General features: G+C 67.3%; 14 protein-coding genes. 7 read left to right on the forward strand and 7 right to left on the reverse strand.

The features are described from left to right. Positions 1-64 precede the first annotated feature (64 nt). Together J2853_RS24125 and miaB are read right to left on the reverse strand one after the other, a co-directional pair. Complete coding sequence (locus tag J2853_RS24125; protein ID WP_307561612.1) at positions 65-490, reverse strand: hypothetical protein; 426 nt, start codon at positions 488-490, stop codon at positions 65-67. Positions 491-1,245: 755 nt separating this feature from the next. Then, positions 1,246-2,763 (reverse strand): tRNA (N6-isopentenyl adenosine(37)-C2)-methylthiotransferase MiaB, encoded by a 1,518-nt coding sequence (gene miaB, locus J2853_RS24130; protein WP_307561614.1) that lies wholly within the window; start codon positions 2,761-2,763, stop codon positions 1,246-1,248. A 347-nt stretch (positions 2,764-3,110) separates the two neighbouring features. Between miaB and J2853_RS24135 the strand changes: the two genes are divergently transcribed. From J2853_RS24135 to J2853_RS24155, 5 genes are all read left to right on the forward strand, one after another. Then, complete coding sequence (locus J2853_RS24135; RefSeq protein ID WP_307561616.1) at positions 3,111-3,866, forward strand: amino acid ABC transporter ATP-binding protein; 756 nt, start codon at positions 3,111-3,113, stop codon at positions 3,864-3,866. 47 nt (positions 3,867-3,913) lie between these two features. Then, a complete protein-coding gene (locus J2853_RS24140; protein WP_307561618.1) occupies positions 3,914-4,783 on the forward strand; it encodes a glutamate ABC transporter substrate-binding protein in 870 nt (289 codons plus the stop codon). A 74-nt stretch (positions 4,784-4,857) separates the two neighbouring features. Further along, positions 4,858-5,526 carry an amino acid ABC transporter permease gene (locus tag J2853_RS24145; protein ID WP_307561619.1) on the forward strand — a complete coding sequence of 223 codons (669 nt, stop codon included), beginning with the start codon at positions 4,858-4,860 and terminating at the stop codon, positions 5,524-5,526. Further along, on the forward strand, positions 5,523-6,410 hold the full coding sequence (locus J2853_RS24150) for an amino acid ABC transporter permease (RefSeq protein WP_307561620.1): 888 nt from the start codon (positions 5,523-5,525) through the stop codon (positions 6,408-6,410). The genes J2853_RS24145 and J2853_RS24150 overlap by 4 nt, the downstream gene beginning before the upstream one ends. Before the next feature lie 261 nt (positions 6,411-6,671). Then, positions 6,672-8,552 (forward strand): S9 family peptidase, encoded by a 1,881-nt coding sequence (locus tag J2853_RS24155; protein ID WP_307561621.1) that lies wholly within the window; start codon positions 6,672-6,674, stop codon positions 8,550-8,552. A 266-nt stretch (positions 8,553-8,818) separates the two neighbouring features. On the opposite strand, the gene J2853_RS24160 is transcribed toward J2853_RS24155, so the two are convergent. Both J2853_RS24160 and dnaE read right to left on the reverse strand, forming a co-directional pair. Further along, entirely contained in the window at positions 8,819-9,142 is a 324-nt protein-coding gene (locus J2853_RS24160; protein ID WP_307561623.1) for a DUF6300 family protein, read from the reverse strand. A gap of 53 nt (positions 9,143-9,195) precedes the next feature. Beyond that, positions 9,196-12,750, reverse strand: a complete 3,555-nt coding sequence (gene dnaE, locus J2853_RS24165) for a DNA polymerase III subunit alpha (protein WP_307561625.1) — start codon at positions 12,748-12,750, stop codon at positions 9,196-9,198. Between the two features lie 162 nt (positions 12,751-12,912). Between dnaE and J2853_RS24170 the strand changes: the two genes are divergently transcribed. Continuing rightward, complete coding sequence (locus J2853_RS24170) at positions 12,913-13,416, forward strand: type 2 periplasmic-binding domain-containing protein (protein WP_307561626.1); 504 nt, start codon at positions 12,913-12,915, stop codon at positions 13,414-13,416. 149 nt (positions 13,417-13,565) lie between these two features. Here the strand turns inward: J2853_RS24170 and rny are convergent, their stop codons facing one another. From rny to recA, 3 genes are all read right to left on the reverse strand, one after another. Further along, a complete protein-coding gene (gene rny, locus J2853_RS24175; protein ID WP_307561628.1) occupies positions 13,566-15,131 on the reverse strand; it encodes a ribonuclease Y in 1,566 nt (521 codons plus the stop codon). Positions 15,132-15,471: 340 nt separating this feature from the next. Further along, positions 15,472-16,245 carry a recombination regulator RecX gene (recX, locus tag J2853_RS24180; protein WP_307561630.1) on the reverse strand — a complete coding sequence of 258 codons (774 nt, stop codon included), beginning with the start codon at positions 16,243-16,245 and terminating at the stop codon, positions 15,472-15,474. A gap of 16 nt (positions 16,246-16,261) precedes the next feature. Next, the gene (gene recA, locus J2853_RS24185) at positions 16,262-17,374 is read right to left on the reverse strand and encodes a recombinase RecA (RefSeq protein ID WP_370879323.1); all 1,113 of its coding nucleotides are present in this window, start codon (positions 17,372-17,374) and stop codon (positions 16,262-16,264) included. A gap of 361 nt (positions 17,375-17,735) precedes the next feature. Between recA and J2853_RS24190 the strand changes: the two genes are divergently transcribed. Beyond that, on the forward strand, positions 17,736-18,014 hold the full coding sequence (locus J2853_RS24190; RefSeq protein ID WP_307561632.1) for a hypothetical protein: 279 nt from the start codon (positions 17,736-17,738) through the stop codon (positions 18,012-18,014). Positions 18,015-18,041: the final 27 nt, after the last annotated feature.

Raw genomic sequence — 18,041 nt, forward strand, 5'->3', positions numbered from 1 at the left:
GGACGCCGGGGCACGGTGGAGAAGCCCGTGTCCCGGCGTCACAGGCGGGCCGTTCGAAACGGGGTCAGTATCCGGAGACGGGCCCCTGGGGCGCGACGTAACCGGTGTCGCCGTCGGAGCGCGGGTCGGTCTGCTCTCCCGGCGGCTGTTGCTGCGGGCTGCTCTGCGATTCCTTCGCCGGCTTGTCGGTCGCGGGTTTGTCAGCCGTGGACGTGCCGCCGGAGCCGCCGTTGCCCGCGCCCGTGTCGGCACCGGTTCCGGTTCCGGTTCCGGTTCCGGCGTCGGTGCCGCCGCCGGTGCCCGTGTCCGTGCCGGTGCCCGCACCGGCGTCCGCGCTCGACGCGCCGTCCTGATCTGACGGGTCGTCCGCCGCCCCTTCCGAGCTCTCGCCCGATTCGGGGTTCTGCTGGGCCTCCGGGGGGTTCTCCGGCGACTGTGACACCGAGACGCCGCCGGAGCCGGTCGGCGTGTCTTCGGCACCGCCGAGCACGACGTAGACGATGCCTCCGCCCAGGATGGCGGCGCCGAGGACGGAGAAAGCGGCTATGGCCAGGCCGTTTCTCCCTTTCTTCCGGCGTGAACGGGGCTCACCTGTGGGGCCGGTGATGACCTCCGTCTGTCCGACGGGACCGTTGAACGCCTCAGGACGAGGAATGTTGAACGTTCCGGGATGGGGACCGTTGAACGTCTCAGGACGAGGGCCGTTGGACGTTCCGGGGTGGGGACCGTTGAACGTCTCAGGACGAGGGCCGTTGGACGTTCCGGGGTGGGGACCGTTGAACGTCTCAGGACGAGGGCCGTTGGACGTTCCGGGGTGGGGACCGTTGAACGTCTCAGGACGAGGGCCGTTGAACGTCTCAGGACGAGGATTGTTGAACGTTTCGGGATGGGGACCGTTGTGTGCTTCGGGCTCTCTTGGACGGCCCGAAGCCGGAGGGACGTGCATGGGAACAACTCCCTGCGGTTCTCGAGGGGAAACCTCCACGGCTTCCGAGGGTGCGGAACCACATTAGCCACAGCGGGGAAATGCTCGCGCAACAATCACGGACGAATTACGAGTTACTACGCATTGAGGGATCTTTGCGATCTTCATCGACATCCGCCCTGGCAGTAGCGGTGGAGATCACCTGAAGCACCGATTTCCGCAGGGCACCCGAGGTCTCGCCTCCCGAATTCATCCGGCTCCGAATGCGCTTCCCGCCCCCGAATTACTCAAGATCGAAATTGTCCGGAACATTCAGATCATCAGGAGGGAACGGAGCAGCCGGAGGCCTCCGGAAGCGGGGCGGGACGGCCGACGGAGGGCATGCCGAGCATGACTCCGGGGCCCCCGGTCGCCGGGACGCCCTGCCGGGCCTCCCACGCGTCGCCCGCGCGCGTACGGCGGAGCTTCAGGGCGGGGCCGTCGGCCACCAGGTGGTGAGGCGCCGCATAGGTCACCTCGACACTCACCACGTCGCCGGGACGCGGAACCTCGGTCTCCGGAGCGCCGCCCCGCAGGTTCGGCACGAAGTGGACCAGGCGGTTGTCGGCGGCACGGCCGGACATCCGGTGGGTCGCCCCGTCCTTGCGGCCCTCGCCCTCGGCCACCAGCACCTCAAGCGCGCGGCCGACCTGCTTCTTGTTCTCCGACCAGGCGATCTCGGTCTGCAGGGCGACGAGCCGCTCGTAGCGCTCCTGCACGACCTCCTTGGGGATCTGGTCGTCCATGGTGGCGGCGGGGGTGCCCGGCCGGATGGAGTACTGGAACGTGAACGCGTTGGCGAACCGCGACTCGCGCACCACGTCGAGGGTGCTCTGGAAGTCTTCCTCGGTCTCGCCGGGGAAGCCCACGATGATGTCGGTGGAGATGGCCGCGTCCGGCATGGCCGCGCGGACCCGCTCGATGATGCCCAGGTAGCGCTCGGCCCGGTAGGAGCGGCGCATCGCCTTGAGGATCCGGTCGGATCCGGACTGCAGCGGCATGTGGAGCTGGTGCATCACGTTGGGCGTCTCGGCCATGGCCGCGATGACGTCGTCGGTGAACGCGGCCGGGTGCGGGCTGGTGAAGCGGACCCGCTCCAGGCCCTCGATGGTGCCGCAGGCCCGCAGCAGCTTGCCGAAGGCGAGCTTGTCGCCGAACTCCACGCCGTAGGTGTTGACGTTCTGGCCGAGGAGGGTGACTTCGAGCACACCCTGGTCGACCAGGGTCCGCACCTCGTTGAGGACGTCGCCGGGGCGGCGGTCCTTCTCCTTGCCGCGCAGCGCCGGCACGATGCAGAACGTGCAGGTGTTGTTGCATCCGACCGACACCGACACCCACGCGGCGTAGGCGGACTCGCGCTTGGTCGGCAGCGTGCTCGGGAAGGTCTCCAGGGATTCCTTGATCTCGACCTGGGCCTCCTGCTGGATGCGCGCGCGCTCCAGCAGCACCGGCAGCGAGCCGATGTTGTGGGTGCCGAACACCACGTCCACCCAGGGCGCCTTACGGACGATCTCCCCCTGGTCCTTCTGCGCCAGACAGCCGCCCACGGCGATCTGCATGCCCGGGTTGCTCATCTTAGAGGGACGCAGGTGCCCGAGATTGCCGTAGAGCTTGTTGTCGGCGTTCTCCCGCACGGCACAGGTGTTGAACACGACCACGTCGGCCGTCTCCCCCTGGGCGGCCGGAACGTATCCGGCGTTTTCCAGCAGGCCCGACAGGCGCTCGGAGTCGTGCACGTTCATCTGGCACCCGTAGGTACGAACCTCGTACGTGCGGGCGCTCTCCACGGTGACAGTCATCTCAAGACAAGGGTAGGCGCTCCGCCGACCTTCGGGTACGGCCCGGTGTCCTCCGCCCCGGGGGCGACGAACCGGGCCACGCGCCGAGGATTTCGCCCGGCCGGAACTCCGGGGCCGCACGCGGGGGGGCCGACGGCCCCGACTCACAGGAAACTCACAGGGGCGGCGGTGCGCCCGGGGCCTCGAAGCCCGCTGCGATCGGCTCCCGCCGTCGTGTCCGGACCGTTCGCACCCACCCGTCCCAGGCCTGTCGGCCGGGGCCGGAGGGCCGGGAGGCGAGGAGGCCGTGATCTGATCGGTACCGCAGGGTTAGCCCCAGGTGGCCTGACAGAATTACGTTGTCCACCATGACGCAGAACGGGGACAAGACGCCTCTGGTCGTTCTAGAGGATGTCAACAAGCATTTCGGCAGCCTGCATGTCCTTCGCGACATCAATCTGACGATCTCCCGGGGCGAGGTCCTCGTCGTCATCGGTCCTTCCGGCGGCGGCAAGTCGACCCTGTGCCGGACGATCAACCGGCTGGAGACGATCGATCAGGGGACGATCACTTTCGACGGGCAGCCGCTCGCGGTGGAGGGCAAGACCCTGGCCAAGCTCAGGTCCGAGGTCGGGATGGTGTTCCAGTCCTTCAACCTGTTCGCGCACAAGACGATCCTTGAGAACGTCACACTCGGACCGATCAAGGTCCGTGGCATCGCCAAGGACGAGGCCGAGCGGCGGGGCATGGAACTCCTGGAGCGGGTCGGCATCGGCGCCCAGGCCTCCAAGTATCCCGCGCAGCTTTCGGGAGGCCAGCAGCAGCGCGTGGCCATCGCCCGCGCCCTGGCCATGGATCCCAAGATGATCCTGTTCGACGAGCCGACCTCCGCGCTGGACCCGGAGATGGTCCAGGAGGTCCTCGATGTCATGATCGGCCTCGCCCAGGAGGGTATGACGATGATGGTCGTCACCCACGAGATGGGCTTCGCCCGCCGCGCGGCGAACCGCGTGGTGTTCATGGCCGAGGGCCAGATCGTGGAGGAGAACACTCCCGAGGAGTTCTTCACCAACGCCCGGACGGATCGGGCCAAGGATTTCCTTTCCAAGATCCTCACCCACTGAAGCTCTACAGCCGGCACACCCCAATAGAGAAGAAGAGGTAACGGAACATGCGAGTATTACGTGTTGGCGTGGCGCTGGCGGCTGCGAGCGCGCTCGCTTTGGGCCTCACGGCTTGTGGTGGCGAGGAGAGCTACGCCACCGTCGCCGACAAGGTGAAGGGTGCCAAGAAGATTGTCGTCGGCACCAAGTGGGACCAGCCGGGCCTCGGCCTGAAGAAGGGTGCGGAGCCCGAGGGCTTCGACGTCGACGTCGCCAAGTATGTCGTCAAGGAGCTCGGCGGCGGTGAGAACGTCGAGATCGAGTGGAAGGAGTCCGCCTCCTCCAACCGTGAGCCCTTCCTCGCCAACGGCACCGTGGACATCATCTTCGCGAGCTACTCCATCACCGACGAGCGCAAGACGAAGGTGACGTTCGGCGGGCCGTACATCGTGGCCCACCAGGACACCATGGTCCGCGCCGACGACGCCTCCATCACCAAGTCCGCCGACCTGGCGGGCAAGCGGATCTGCCAGGCCGCCGGCTCCAACTCCTACAAGCGGATCACCGACCCGCCGCCGGACGGCAAGCTCGACCTCGACGCCCAGCTCGTCGGCGCGGCCAACTACTCGGAGTGCGTCGCCAAGCTGAGCGGCAGCAACCTCGACGCCGTCACCACCGACGACCTCATCCTCGCCGGTTTCGCCACCCAGGCCGCCGCGTCCGGTGGAAGCTTCAAGGTCCTTGGCGACCCCTTCACCGACGAGAAGTACGGCGTCGGCCTGAAGAAGGGCGACACCAAGACCTGCGAGGCCGTCAACGCGGCGATCACCAAGATGTACCAGGACGGCACCGCCAAGCAGCTGCTGGACAAGTGGTTCGGCAAGACCCAGGGCCTCACGCTGCCCACCGAGCCTCCCGCGTTCGAGCCCTGCGCCTAGTCCGATCTCTCACGTAGCGGCCGGTGACCCGGCTTTCCGGGCACCGGCCGCTTGCCGTCCTCTGGTGGAGCACGATGGATGAACTGATCAAATACGCGCCGGACCTGCTGGGAGGTTTTCTGCACAATGTGCAGCTCTCCCTCGTCTGCGCGATCCTGTCGCTGATCCTCGGCACGATTCTGGTGTCCATGCGGGTCTCGCCGACACCGGTCCTGCGGGCGGTGGGAACGACCTATGTCAACGTCGTGCGGAACACGCCGCTGACCCTGGTCCTGGCCTTCTCCGCACTCGGGCTCAGCGACACCCTGGGCCTGGCCTTCTCCGACGAGCCGAGCAGCAACGCCTTCTGGCTGGTGGCGCTGGGGCTGTCGGCCTACACCTCGAGCTTCGTCTGCGAGGCGCTGCGCTCGGGCGTCAACACGGTCCCGCTGGGACAGGCCGAGGCGGCTCGCGCGATCGGGCTCACCTTCTTCCAGTCACTGCGGATGATCATTCTTCCGCAGGCCTTCCGCGTGGTCGTCGCCCCGCTGGGCAGCGTGATGATCGCCATGATCAAGAACACCACCGTCGCGATGGCCGCCGGCTATCTGGCGGACGCGGCGTTCATCATGAAGGAGACCTTTGACACGACCGGCGCCTCCATTCCCATCTTCCTCGGCCTCATCGTCGCGTTCATGGCGGTGACCCTGCCGATCGGCTTCCTCACCGGTTGGCTGGCCAACCGGCTGGCGGTGGTCCGATGAGCTCCCAGGCGAGTGTCCTGTTCGACGCGCCGGGGCCGCGCGCGCGGTTGCGCAACAACGTCCTGACCCTGCTCGCGACCGTCGCGCTGGTGGCGATCGTCTACTTCGTCTATTCCAGGTTCGACGCGAAGGGCCAGTGGGAGGGCAGGATCTGGCGGCCGTTCCTCGAGGCCTCCACCTGGATCGACTACATCATTCCCGGCCTGCTCGGGACCCTGAAGGCCGCGGGGCTCGCCGCGGTTCTCGCCCTCCTCTTCGGCGTGGTCTTCGGCATGGCCAGGCTCTCCGACCACAAGTGGATCCGGGTGCCCGCGGGCGCGGTCGTCGAGATCTTCCGGGCGATCCCGCTCCTGCTGCTGATCTTCTTCATCTTCTATCTCCTGCCCAGCGTGCTCGGGGGCGGCGACTACACCCTGATCGCGCTCGTGGCCGGCCTGACCCTCTACAACGGTTCGGTGCTGGCCGAGATCGTCCGCGCCGGCATCCGCTCCGTGCCCAAGGGGCAGTCGGAGGCGGCCTACGCGATCGGGCTGCGCAAGGGCGGCGTGATGACGCTGGTCCTGCTTCCGCAGGCCGTCACCGCGATGATGCCGGCGATCGTGAGCCAGTTCGTCGTGCTGCTCAAGGACACCGCGCTCGGCTACATCATCGCCTACGTCGACCTGCTGAACATGGGTTTCAAGATCATCCCTGCCGTCAACTTCGGGTCTCTCATCCCCGCCGCGATCGTCATCGGGATCATCTACGTCGGCCTCAACATGGTGCTCAGCTCCTTTGCCACCTGGCTGGAAAAGCGCAGCCGCCGCAGCCGGAAGACCTCGGCCCGGCCGGTCGCCCCGCCCGGGGCGGTCGTCGGCGCCGGACCCGCCGTAGCGGTCGACTGAGCCCGCTCCTCCCCTCTCGCCTCCCCGATCGCCCGCGCCGGAACAACGGCCTTCGGGGAGGCGGACAGGCCGCTGCGGAGGCGGCCCCGCTCCGCGCCCGCGCCGTGATCGTTCCCGACGGGGCGTCACCGCGTTCGGCGGCCGTCCTCACCGTCGTCTCCCCGCCTCCGGACACGCGGCTCACCTCACGCGAAGACACCCGGGACACGGGATGAGCGCCATACCGGCGACACGCGGCGCGTTATCGGGCAGGATTGCGGCATGTCCCCCGAGCAGGTCGTCCTGCCGTACGCCACCTGGCCTTCTCCGATCTCCACCTCCGGCGTGGCCCGGTCAGGGCTGCGCCTCGGGTTCCCCACGACGCTCGGCGAAGAGGTGTGGTGGACCGAGGACCGCCCCACCGAGGGCGGGCGGAGCACGATCGTGCACCGGGGAGCCGACGGCACGCACCGTGAGCTGCTGACCGCACCGTGGAGCGCCAGAACGCGGGTCCACGAGTACGGCGGGCGGTCGTACGCGGTGGTCCCCGATGGGGGCGTGGTGTTCACGAACTTCAGCGACCAGCGGATCTACCTGCTGGCACCCGGCGCCGAACCCCGGCCGATCACGCCCGAGCCCGAACTCCACGCCGGGCTCCGCTACGCGGAAATGGTCGTCCGCGACGGGCAGATCTGGTGCGTCCAAGAGCGGCACCACCGCAACGGCCGGGTGAGCCGTTCGATCGTGTCCATTCCGCTGCACGGCGAGGACGAGCCGCGCGAGTGGGTCAGCGGGAGCGACTTCTACGCCTCCCTCACTCTCTCCCCCGACGGCGAGCACCTGGCCTTCATCTGCTGGAACCATCCGCGCATGCCCTGGAACGGCACGGAGCTGCGCGTCGTCCGGCTGGCCGACGGCAGTTCCTGGACGGTCAAGGGCGGCTCCGCCGAGTCGGTGCTCGCCCCGCAGTGGCGTGACGAGCGGCACCTCTATCTGATCTCCGACTGGTCGGGCTGGTGGAACCTCTACCAGGTGGAGATACACGGCACCTCGTCCCAGGCGCTCTATCCGGTGGAGGAGGAGTTCGCCGGTCCCCTGTGGCAGCTGGGCGCCCTGCCGTACGCCGTGCTGGACGGCGGAGGTCTCGCGGTCCTGCACGGGCGGGGCAATCTACGGCTGGGCCTCTTCGACCCGGACAGCGGCGTGCTGAGCGACCTGGACGTGCCCTATGACGGCTGGGATCCGGTCCTGGCCACGGACGGACACACGGTCGTCGCGATCGGGTACGGCCCGGCGCTGCCTCGGTCGATCGTCCGGATCGACCCCGCCACCGGTCGGTTCGAGGAGCTCCGCCGCGACGTCGACGTGCTGCCCGACGCCGCCTACCTGCCGCTCCCCCGTGCCGTGGAGATCGAGGGCCGGTTCGGCCGCCCGGTGCACGCGTTCGTCTACCCGCCGTCGAATCCGCGGGCCCGCGGCGACGGCGCCCCGCCGTACATCGTGTTCGTCCACGGCGGGCCCACCGGTCACAGCACCAGCGCGCTCGATCTGGAGAAGGCCTTTTTCACCAGCCGGGGCATCGGCGTGCTCGATCTCAACTACGGCGGTTCCACCGGCTACGGTCGCGCCTACCGCGAACGGCTGCACCGCCAGTGGGGTGTGGTCGACGTCGAGGACTCGATCGCCGCGGCTGAGTGGCTGGCGAGGGAGGGCCTGGCCGATCCGGGACGAATCGCGATCCGGGGCGGCAGCGCGGGCGGCTGGACGGTCATGGCGGCCTGCTGCGCGTCCGATACCTTCGCCGGCGGCGTCTCCTACTACGGAGTGAGCTCGCTCCTCCCGTTCGTCGAGACCACCCACGACTTCGAGTCCCGCTACGTCGAGTGGCTGGTCGGCCCCGCCGACCCCGTCCTGTACAGCTCGCGCGAACCCCTCGGGCGGGTCGCCGGAGTGACCTGCTCCATGCTGCTCCTGCAGGGACTGTCCGACCCGGTGGTCCCTCCGGCCCAGTCCCAGGCGTTCGCCGACGCCCTCGCCGAACGCGGCATCCCCTGCACCTACCTCACCTTCGAGGGGGAGGCCCACGGCTTCCGCCGGGCCGAGACCCGCAGCGCGGCCCTGGCCACCGAACTCGCCTTCTACCAGCAGATCTTCCGCTCCTGACGCCTGGTCCACCTACCAGGAGTTTCGCAGGACGGCTTCGTGAGGCCGTCAGCTCAGCACCGAGCCGGGCAGGGACGTGGTCAGTGGGTGAGTGCGCCGGGGTGGGCCGAGGATGTCGAGGATCTCGGCGACGACTTCGCCGCCGGGTTTGAGGTGGCGCGATGGCGCGGGGATCGCTGTGCCGACGGGAGACCTCGGAAAGCGGTCGGGCGACGGAGGCCGGGAGACCCGCGGCGGTCATGTACGGCTGCCCGCGCGGGTTCGGCTCACAGGTCGCCACGGTGCCAGGCCTCGGTTTCGGCCGCCAGCGCGTCTTCGTCGAGCTTTGGTGGTTCCGCCCGCTCGATCCAGCGGCGTAGAAGAAGCGTGAGTTGATCCAGAGTCTGGAGTGTCGCGGTCCCATGGACGGCGAAGTAGGTGACGATCGGTCCGGTCGTTGGATCTTCCGCGTCGCAGCGGGTGCACAACAGCACCTGCGTGTTGCCGCGCACCCGCTTTCCGTTCGCGGTCGTCCAGCCGTTGGGGATCCGCAACGCGGCGAGAACGGTGTCCTGACCGCACCGGGGGCACGCCCACGCCGGATCGGTCATCGTGTCGACATCGACCGGCTGTATGCCTCGGCCGGTTCGTGGTGGTCGAGCCGTCATGCTCTGCCGATCGAGTTCGCACCCAGCAGGGATTTGACGTCGCCGTAGAACGCCGGCTCCGGGTTGACCTGGAACCATTCGAGGTTCACCAGCAGGCTCTTGGCTCCGGGTCGCCGCAGCCGCAGGTGCACGGGTGCGTGACCGGGGTGGGAGGCCAGGATGTGTTTCAGTTCCTGGACGAGTCGCGGGTTCACCCGGGTCTCCGCGAGAGAGATCACCACAGGCGGTTCGCCTCTGGTGGCCTGGGACACGTCGAGGACGGCGACGTCCTCACCGTAGATGTTCAGTGCTTCATCTCGCACATTGATCCGTCCTCGGATGGATACCACCCGGTCTTCGGTCAGTGCCTCGCTGTAGAGGAGGTAGCTCTTGGGGAAGATCAGGCATTCCACGGTGGCATCGTGATCTTCGAGGTTGACGATCGCCCAAGAGCTGCCCTGCTTGGTGACCTTGCGTTGCAGGCCCGAAATGATCCCGCTCACCCGCACCGTTCCGTCCTGGCGTCCGGATGTGAGGAGATCGGCGATGGTGGTGTCCCGATGGGCGTCCAGCACGCGTTCCGCCCCGTCAAGGGGATGGCTCGACACGTACAGGCCGAGCATCTCCCGTTCGAAGGCCAGCAAGGTGGTCTTGTCCCACTCTCCGTCAGGGATCTCCACCGAGAAAGCGGTGTCACCCGGCTCGTCGCCCGCACCGAACAGCGAGTCCTGTCCGTGGGCCTGATTGCGTTTGACGTCGATGATCGTGTCAACGGCCTGCTCATGGACCAGGACGAGGCCCTGACGGTGATGCCGCAGGCCGTCGTACGCGCCGGCCTTGACCAGCGACTCGATGACCCGCTTGTTGCAGACGACCGATGGCACCTTGGTGAGAAAGTCGTTGAAGTCGGTGTAGGCGCCTTTCTCTTCGCGGGCCTTGACGATCGCCTCGACGACGTTGGATCCGACGTTGCGGATCGCTCCCAGGCCGAAGCGGATGTCTCCGCCGACCGCGGCGAAGTCGAGTTCGCTCTCGTTGACGCAGGGAGGCAGGACCTTGATGCCCAGACGACGGCAGTCAGAGAGATAGACGGCCATCTTGTCCTTGTCGTCTCCGACAGAGGTGAGGAGTGCGGCGAGGTACTCGGCGGGGTGGTTGGCCTTCAGATAGGCGGTCCAGTACGACACGACGCCGTATCCGGCGGTGTGGGACTTGTTGAAGCCGTAGCCACTGAAGGGGACGAGGACGTCCCAGACCGCCTTGACGGCCTCGTCCGAGAAATTCCGATCCTTCATTCCGGCCGAGAACTTGTCCCATTCGGCGTCCAAGACCTCCTTCTTCTTCTTGCCCATCGCCCGGCGCAGCATGTCGGCACCGCCGAGGGAGTACCCGGCGAGCTGCTGGGCGATGGCCATGACCTGCTCCTGGAAGACGACCAGGTGGTAGGTGTCACCCAGGATCGGCTCCAACGCCTCCTTCAGATCGGGGTGGAGGGGTTCGACCTGCTGCTTGCCGGTCTTGCGGAGCGCGTAGTTGGTGTGGGCGTTCATCTCCATCGGCCCGGGCCGGTACAGGGCGGACACGGCGGCGATGTCGTTGAACTCGCTGGGCTGCATCAGTTTCAGGAGCGTTCTCATCCCGCCGCCGTCGAGCTGGAACACCCCCAGCGTGTCGCCCCGCGCCAGCAGCTCGTAGGTTCTGCTGTCGTCGAGCCGGACTTCGAGGATGTCAATGTCGATGTTCTTGTTGGCTTTGACCCCTGCGATGGCGTCGTTGATGACGGTGAGGTTGCGCAAACCGAGGAAATCCATTTTCAGCAGGCCCAAATCCTCGGCCTGAGCAAAAGGGAAACCCGTGATGATCGGACCGCCCGCTTTCGGCCTGACGAGCGGCAGCACGTCGATCAGCGGATCGGCGGACAGAATCACACCGGCGGCGTGGACGCCGGTCCCGCGAGTCAGGCCCTCTACGCCGACGGCGGTGTCGACGACCCGTTTGACGTCGGGTTCTTCCTCATACATCCGCCGTAGTTCCGCGGCCTCATCGTATCGGGGGTGGGTTTCGTCGAGGATGGCCGCGAGAGGGATCTCCTTGCCGCCGACCGCTGCGGGGAAGGCTTTGGTGATCCGGTCGCCGAGTGCATAGGGGTGGCCGAGCACCCGGCAGGAGTCCTTGATCGCGGCCTTGGCTTTGATCGTGCCGAAGGTGACGATCTGACAGACGTGGTCCTCGCCGTATTTCCGGGTGACATAGTTGATCATCTCCTCACGACGCCGGTCGTCGAAGTCGAGATCGATGTCGGGCATGGTGACGCGCTCGGGGTTGAGGAAGCGTTCGAAGATCAGCTTGTGCTCGATCGGGTCCAACCCGGTGATGCCCGTGCAGTACGCGACCATCGACCCCGTGGCTGACCCGCGGCCGGGGCCCAGCCCGACCCCGTTCTCGCGGGCGTGCCGGCAGATGTCGGAGACCACGAGAAAGTAGCCGGGGAAGCCCATGTCGTCGATGACGGACAGTTCGTAGTCGATCCGGTCCAGGACCTCTTGGGATGGTTCGCCGCCGTACCTACGCCGAGCGCCCCGCAGTGTCTCCCGACGCAGCCACGACGATTCGGTCTCCCCCTCCGGGACGGGAAACCTCGGCATCAGGTCCCGGTGGGAGAACACCTCGCCGTAGTCGCCGACGCGCTCGGCGATCAGCAGCGTGTTGTCGCACGCGTCCGGGACCTGCGCGTCCCACATCGCCCGCATCTCCCGGGCCGATTTGACGTAATAGCCGCTGCCGCTGAACCGGAAACGGCCCGCCTCGGCGAGCTGCTTGCCGGTGCCGATACACAGCAACGCGTCGTGCGCTCCGGCCTGAGTCTCGGTAACGTAATGCGAGTCGTTGGTGGCCAGCGGCGGCAGCCCGAGATCCTTGCCGATCTTCAGGATCTCGTCACGAACCCGACGCTCGATGGCGATGCCGTGATCCATCAACTCCAGGAAGTAGTTCCCCTCGCCGAAGATGTCCCGATACCGGGCAGCGGCCTCGATGGCCTTGCCGTACTGACCGAGTCGTAGGCGGGTCTGCACCTCCCCGGACGGGCAACCGGTCGTGGCGATGACGCCCTGCCCATGTTCGGCGAGCAGTTCGTCGTCCATCCGGGGGTATTTCTGCACGTGCCCCTCCAGCCACGCCCGTGACTGGAGCCGGAACAGGTTTCGCAGGCCCTGCGCGTCGGCGGCCCACATCGTCATATGGGTGTAGAGGCCACGGCCGGAGACGTCACCGCCCTCCCCTGTCACGTCATTGGACCTGCGCAGCGCGAGGTTGTCGCTCCAGAAGACCGGCTTCCTGTGGTGCCGCGATCCCGGTGCGACGTAGGCTTCGATACCGATGATCGGCTTGACGCCGGTCCTGTTCGCCGACTGGTAGAACTCATACGCCCCATGGACGTTGCCATGATCACTCATGGCCACAGCGGGCATCCCCTGCTCGGCCACCTCGTTCATCAGCGGGCCGATTTTCGCCGCACCGTCGAGCATCGAGTACTCAGTGTGCACATGCAGATGAACGAAGGAATCCATCACCCACTCCTCAAAGTTGTAGGGTTTCTTCGGCCTCCGCATTTGACCTGAGTAGGAGCAGGGTTGTCCAACAATCGACACCCCAAAGTAGACAACCAAAAGTTGTTGAAGGGGGCAGGATGGAGCTGGATCCCGGCGCGGTCCGCGCCTTCGCCGCCATCGCCGATGACCGCTGCTTCGGTGAGGCGGCCGCCCAGTTGGGAGTGCTTCGGCCGCGCCACCGGCCCACTCCACGAAGCGATCGAACACACGCCCGCCCACCCGGAGCCACTGCACATCCTGGTCAGCCGCCGGCACAGACTCGCCGACCGCTGCCGGGTGCAGATGTCAGACCTGGCGGGCGCGACGGCCTGGATGCCCGGCAATGCCCGCGACAGTGAGTGGGCCGGGTCCTATGGTTTCCTCAACGCTGGTTTCGCCGTTGACATCGACACGTCCGGCCCCACCTTCGGCATGGAACACTTCGTGGAGAGAATCAGCGGATCAAGCGACCTCCGCAGCTTCGTCGACGAGAAGACACGGATACCGTGGCACTCCGACGTCGCCCAGATCCCGATCACCGAGCCCACACCGGTGTTCCCCTGGTCGCTCCCCCGGCGCTCCCAGAACGGCCACCCAGCGCCACCCCCGCTCATCACCCACATCAAGAGCAGACACCGGCCACCATGAATGGCTTCCGGCTCCGGATCAGGCCCTGTTCCCGGTAGGAACGACCCATCCCAAAGCCCTCCACCCGGGGCCCGTATCACCAGGGGCACATTGGCTCTGCCCGTGTCTGGCGCCTGGTCCACACCGCCTCAGCGGCTGCCCGCGGCACGCTATCGGGCGAACTCGGTGGACCGGGACTCACGCACGACCGTGATGCGGATCTGACCGGGGTAGGTGAGCTCCTCCTCGATCTGCTTGGCGACGTCACGGGCGATCACCTGGGCCTGGATGTCGTCGACCGCCTCCGGCTTGACCATGACCCGGATCTCGCGGCCCGCCTGCATGGCGAAGACCTTGTCGACCCCCTCGTAGGAGACGGCGATCTCCTCCAGCCGCTCCAGGCGCTTGACGTAGGCCTCCAGCGACTCGCGCCGGGCACCCGGGCGGCTGCCGCTGATCGCATCGGCGGCCTGGGTGAGGACCGCTTCGACGGTCTTGACCTCGACCTCGTTGTGGTGGGCCTCGATCGCGTGGACGACGTCCTCATGCTCGCCGTAGCGCCTGGCGATCTCGGCGCCGATGAGGGCATGGCTCCCCTCGACCTCGTGGGTGAGAGCCTTGCCGATGTCGTGCAGCACGGTGCAGCGCTTGAGGAGCGTCGAGTCCAACCGCAGCTCAGCCGCCATGATCCCGGCGATGTGGGCGGACTCGACGAGGTGGCCGAGCACGTTCTGGCCGTAGGAGGTGCGGTAGCGGAGCTGGCCGAGGAGAGTGACCAGCTCAGGGTGCATGTCGGTGATGCCGAGCTCGACCAGGGCGTCCTCGCCCGCGCGCACGCACAGCTCCTGGACCTCGGCCTTGCTGCGCTCGTGGGCCTCCTCGATGCGCTGAGGGTGAATGCGCCCGTCCAGGACGAGCTTCTCCAGTGTCAGCCGTGCGGTCTCCCTACGGACCGGGTCGAAACATGACAGCAGCACCGCTTCGGGCGTGTCATCGATGATCAGGTTGACCCCCGTGGTCGACTCGAAGGCCCGGATGTTACGGCCTTCGCGACCGATGATGCGGCCCTTCATCTCGTCACCCGGCAGATGCAGCACGCTGACGACGGACTCGGCGGTCTGCTCGGTGGCCACGCGCTGAACCGCCAGCGTGACGATCTTGGTGGCGCGCTTCTCGCCCTCCTTACGGGCCTCGCTCTCGATCTCCCTGACGATCAGCGCGGCCTCGCGCTTGGCCTGATTCTCGATCTCCCTGACGAGCTCCGCCCTGGCCTGGTCGCTGGTGAGCCCGGACACCCTCTCCAGAATGGCCTTGCGCTCCTGGGAGACCCGGTCGAGGTCCTCGCGACGGTCGGCCAGCTCGGTCTCCGTCTCGGCGAGCTTGCGGGCCCGTTCGGCCTGGCGTCTGGCCTCCTCGTCAAGGCGCTGCTCACGCTCGGCCAGCCGGCTCTCCCTGCGCTCAAGGTCGGCGCGAAACTCCTTGAGTTCGTACTTCAGCACCCGGCCCTCGGCCTCCGCCTCCTTGCGCAGCTCGGCCGCGGCCTCAACCGCGATCTCGGACCTGCGCAGGATCTCCCCGGCATCGCTCTCCGCCTTGGTACGGATGTCGGCGGCCTCGTGCCTGGCCTTTTCCAGCTCGGCGAGGATCTCCGCCTCCTGCTCAGGGGAGGGACCGCTGACCTTGCCGCCCGCATCGCCGATGCGACGCAGCAACACGATCAGCACGGTTATCGTCATCACGGCAAGGGCCACAACCGCCACTACTGCCAATGTGACGACCACAACCGGATCCATACGCGCCTCACATTCCTCGCGTCGCAGATATCAAGCACGCGAGGGGTCACACCCACGGCACGGAAAGCCAAGACGGTGGCGTCATCAGGACAGATGTCAACTCAGGACCCGCTCCGCACCAGCTGTACCGCCAGTCCAGCGCCCGCCCGCACCGCCAAGCCTGCTCATCCGTAATGCACCGCTATGACAATCCGCACTGCGCGGAGTAACTCCTCACTGTCGTTGAGATTAAGCGTCAGAGAGGTAACGAGCAAGCAAAGACCCGCTGATAAGCAGCTTTGGGCTAGTCGAGCGGGAAGTCCACATCCGTAGGAAAAACAGGACTTTCCGGCTCCTCGTCCTCCAAGGCTTCGCGGATCACCCTAAAGGCCAGGCCGGGTCCGTATCCCTTCCTGGCAAGCATGCCGGCCAGTCTCCGGGTCCTGACCGCGCGCTCCAGACCGCGAGTCGACGAGAGCTTGCGCTCCACCAGGCGGCGGGCGGTCTCCGCCTCCTGATCGGAGTCGAGCTGCTCCACCGCTTCCTTCACGACCTCTTCGTCCACCCCGCGGTGACGGAGCTCCGAGGCGAGAGCCCTGCGGGCGAGACCTCGCCCGGCATGGCGCGAGCTCACCCATGCGGCGGCGAACGCCTCGTCGTCGATGAGCCCGACCTCGGAGAACCGCTCAAGCACGGCCTCAGCCGCCTCTTCGGGCACCTCACGCTTACGCAGCGCCTCCGCGAGCTGAGCCCGTGTGCGCGGCGCCATGGTCAGCAGTCGCAGGCAGATCCCTCGTGCCACCGCCTCCGGATCGGCGGCGGGCCCTCGGCTCGCCGGAGATCCCTCGACCGGCCCGTCGGGAACAAGCCCCCGGGAACCGCCTCGCGACCGTTTTCCGCCCGTGTCCTTGCCCCCGGTGAATCCCTCCCAGGCGCTCGGCTGATCCCTGCGCGAACGCCGAGACCGGCCACCTTTTCGCCTGCTCGCCCCGGAGGCGCCGGCCTCCGGATCGTCGGGCCAGGCACCCCAGTCTCTCGGCCCGGCCGCGTCAGCCGGACCGGAGTCAGGTTCCGTCATCGTCGATCAGCTCAGATCAGACGTCACCCGGCTTGACCTCCACCGGCTTGGAGGCGGCGGCCTTGGCACCACGACCAGACGCGGCGGGGACCGGAGCCGGAGCGGCGGGCGGCGGAGTGGCCGGACTGTCGACTCGGGGGCCGACGCCGAGCTTCTCCTTGATCTTCTTCTCGATCTCGTTGGCCATATCGGGGTGGCTCTTCAGGAAGTTACGAGCGTTTTCCTTGCCCTGGCCGAGCTGGTCGCCCTCGTAGGTGTACCAGGCGCCGGACTTGCGGACGAAGCCCTGCTCGACACCCATGTCGATCAGGCCGCCCTCGCGGGAGATGCCGACGCCGTAGAGGATGTCGAAGTCGGCCACCCGGAAGGGCGGGGCCATCTTGTTCTTGACGACCTTCACCCTGGTGCGGTTGCCGACCGCCTCGGTGCCGTCCTTCAACGTCTCGATGCGGCGGATGTCGAGACGAACCGAGGCGTAGAACTTCAGCGCCTTTCCACCGGTCGTGGTCTCGGGCGAGCCGAACATGACGCCGATCTTCTCGCGGAGCTGGTTGATGAAGATCGCGGTGGTGCCGGTGTTGTTGAGCGCGCCGGCGACCTTGCGCAGCGCCTGGGACATCAACCGGGCCTGGAGACCGACGTGGCTGTCGCCCATCTCGCCCTCGATCTCGGCCTTGGGCACCAGGGCCGCGACCGAGTCGATGACCAGCAGGTCGACCGCGCCGGACCGGATCAGCATGTCGGCGATCTCCAGCGCCTGCTCTCCGGTGTCGGGCTGGGAGACGAGCAGCGCGTCGGTGTCGACACCGAGCTTCTGGGCGTATTCGGGGTCGAGCGCGTGCTCGGCGTCGATGAACGCGGCGATGCCGCCGGCGCGCTGGGCGTTGGCCACCGCGTGCAGGGCGACCGTGGTCTTGCCCGAGGATTCGGGACCGTAGACCTCGACGATGCGTCCGCGCGGGAAGCCACCGATGCCGAGGGCGATGTCGAGCGCGATGGAGCCGGTGGGGATCACCTCGATGGGCGCCCGGGTCTCGTCGCCCAGGCGCATGATGGAGCCCTTGCCGAACTGCCGCTCGATCTGAGCGAGCGCGGTCTCGAGCGCCTTCTCGCGGTCGTTAGCTGCCATGGGAGCCCCCTGAAGGGTTGCGGGTTGAATCGGTTGCCAGAAAGCTACGGGGTGCCACCGACATTTTCGGAGGGGCACGCCACGAGCGCAGACATGTTCAATATAGCCGAACGACTGTTCGATCGTGGCCCAATGACATCACGTGTTCCCAGGAAGCACAGGCCGCGGTTTCCGGGGCGCTCCAGGCCGTGCCGGCCCGGCCACGGACCCGCGGCGAATCCCGCCACAGGCGCGGCGGACACCGGCGAGTCCCTCGCGAAAGGCCGCCGACCCCATCCGGGAGGCGACATTCCCGGGAATTCCGCCGGACGTGTTGTCACCGAGCTGACCTGGAGTGATCCTGAAGGCAAAGGATCCCGAGGTGCCCTCAGTGCCCAGCGCGTTCACGCAGCAACGCCTAGCCCATCTTGAGTCCCTGGCCGCCGAACTGCCCGACCGGGGGCTGGTCAGCCGCATGCTCGGAGGCGATGACCCCGTGCTCTGGGTGTGGCATCCGGGCAGCGGGAGACAGACGATCGTCTTCGCCACCCCCGCCAAGGACGGCTGGCTGTTTCTGTGGTCGCCGGCCGGTCAGGAGAGCGCCGACGATCCCGGGCACGTGGCCGACTCGGTGGGGAAACTGCTCCGCGCCGACTCCTAGCCCCGCTTCTTCGCACATGCCGTGTCG

Origin of the sequence: Streptosporangium lutulentum (genome assembly GCF_030811455.1) — a bacterium.
Taxonomy (GTDB): Bacteria; Actinomycetota; Actinomycetes; order Streptosporangiales; family Streptosporangiaceae; genus Streptosporangium; species Streptosporangium lutulentum.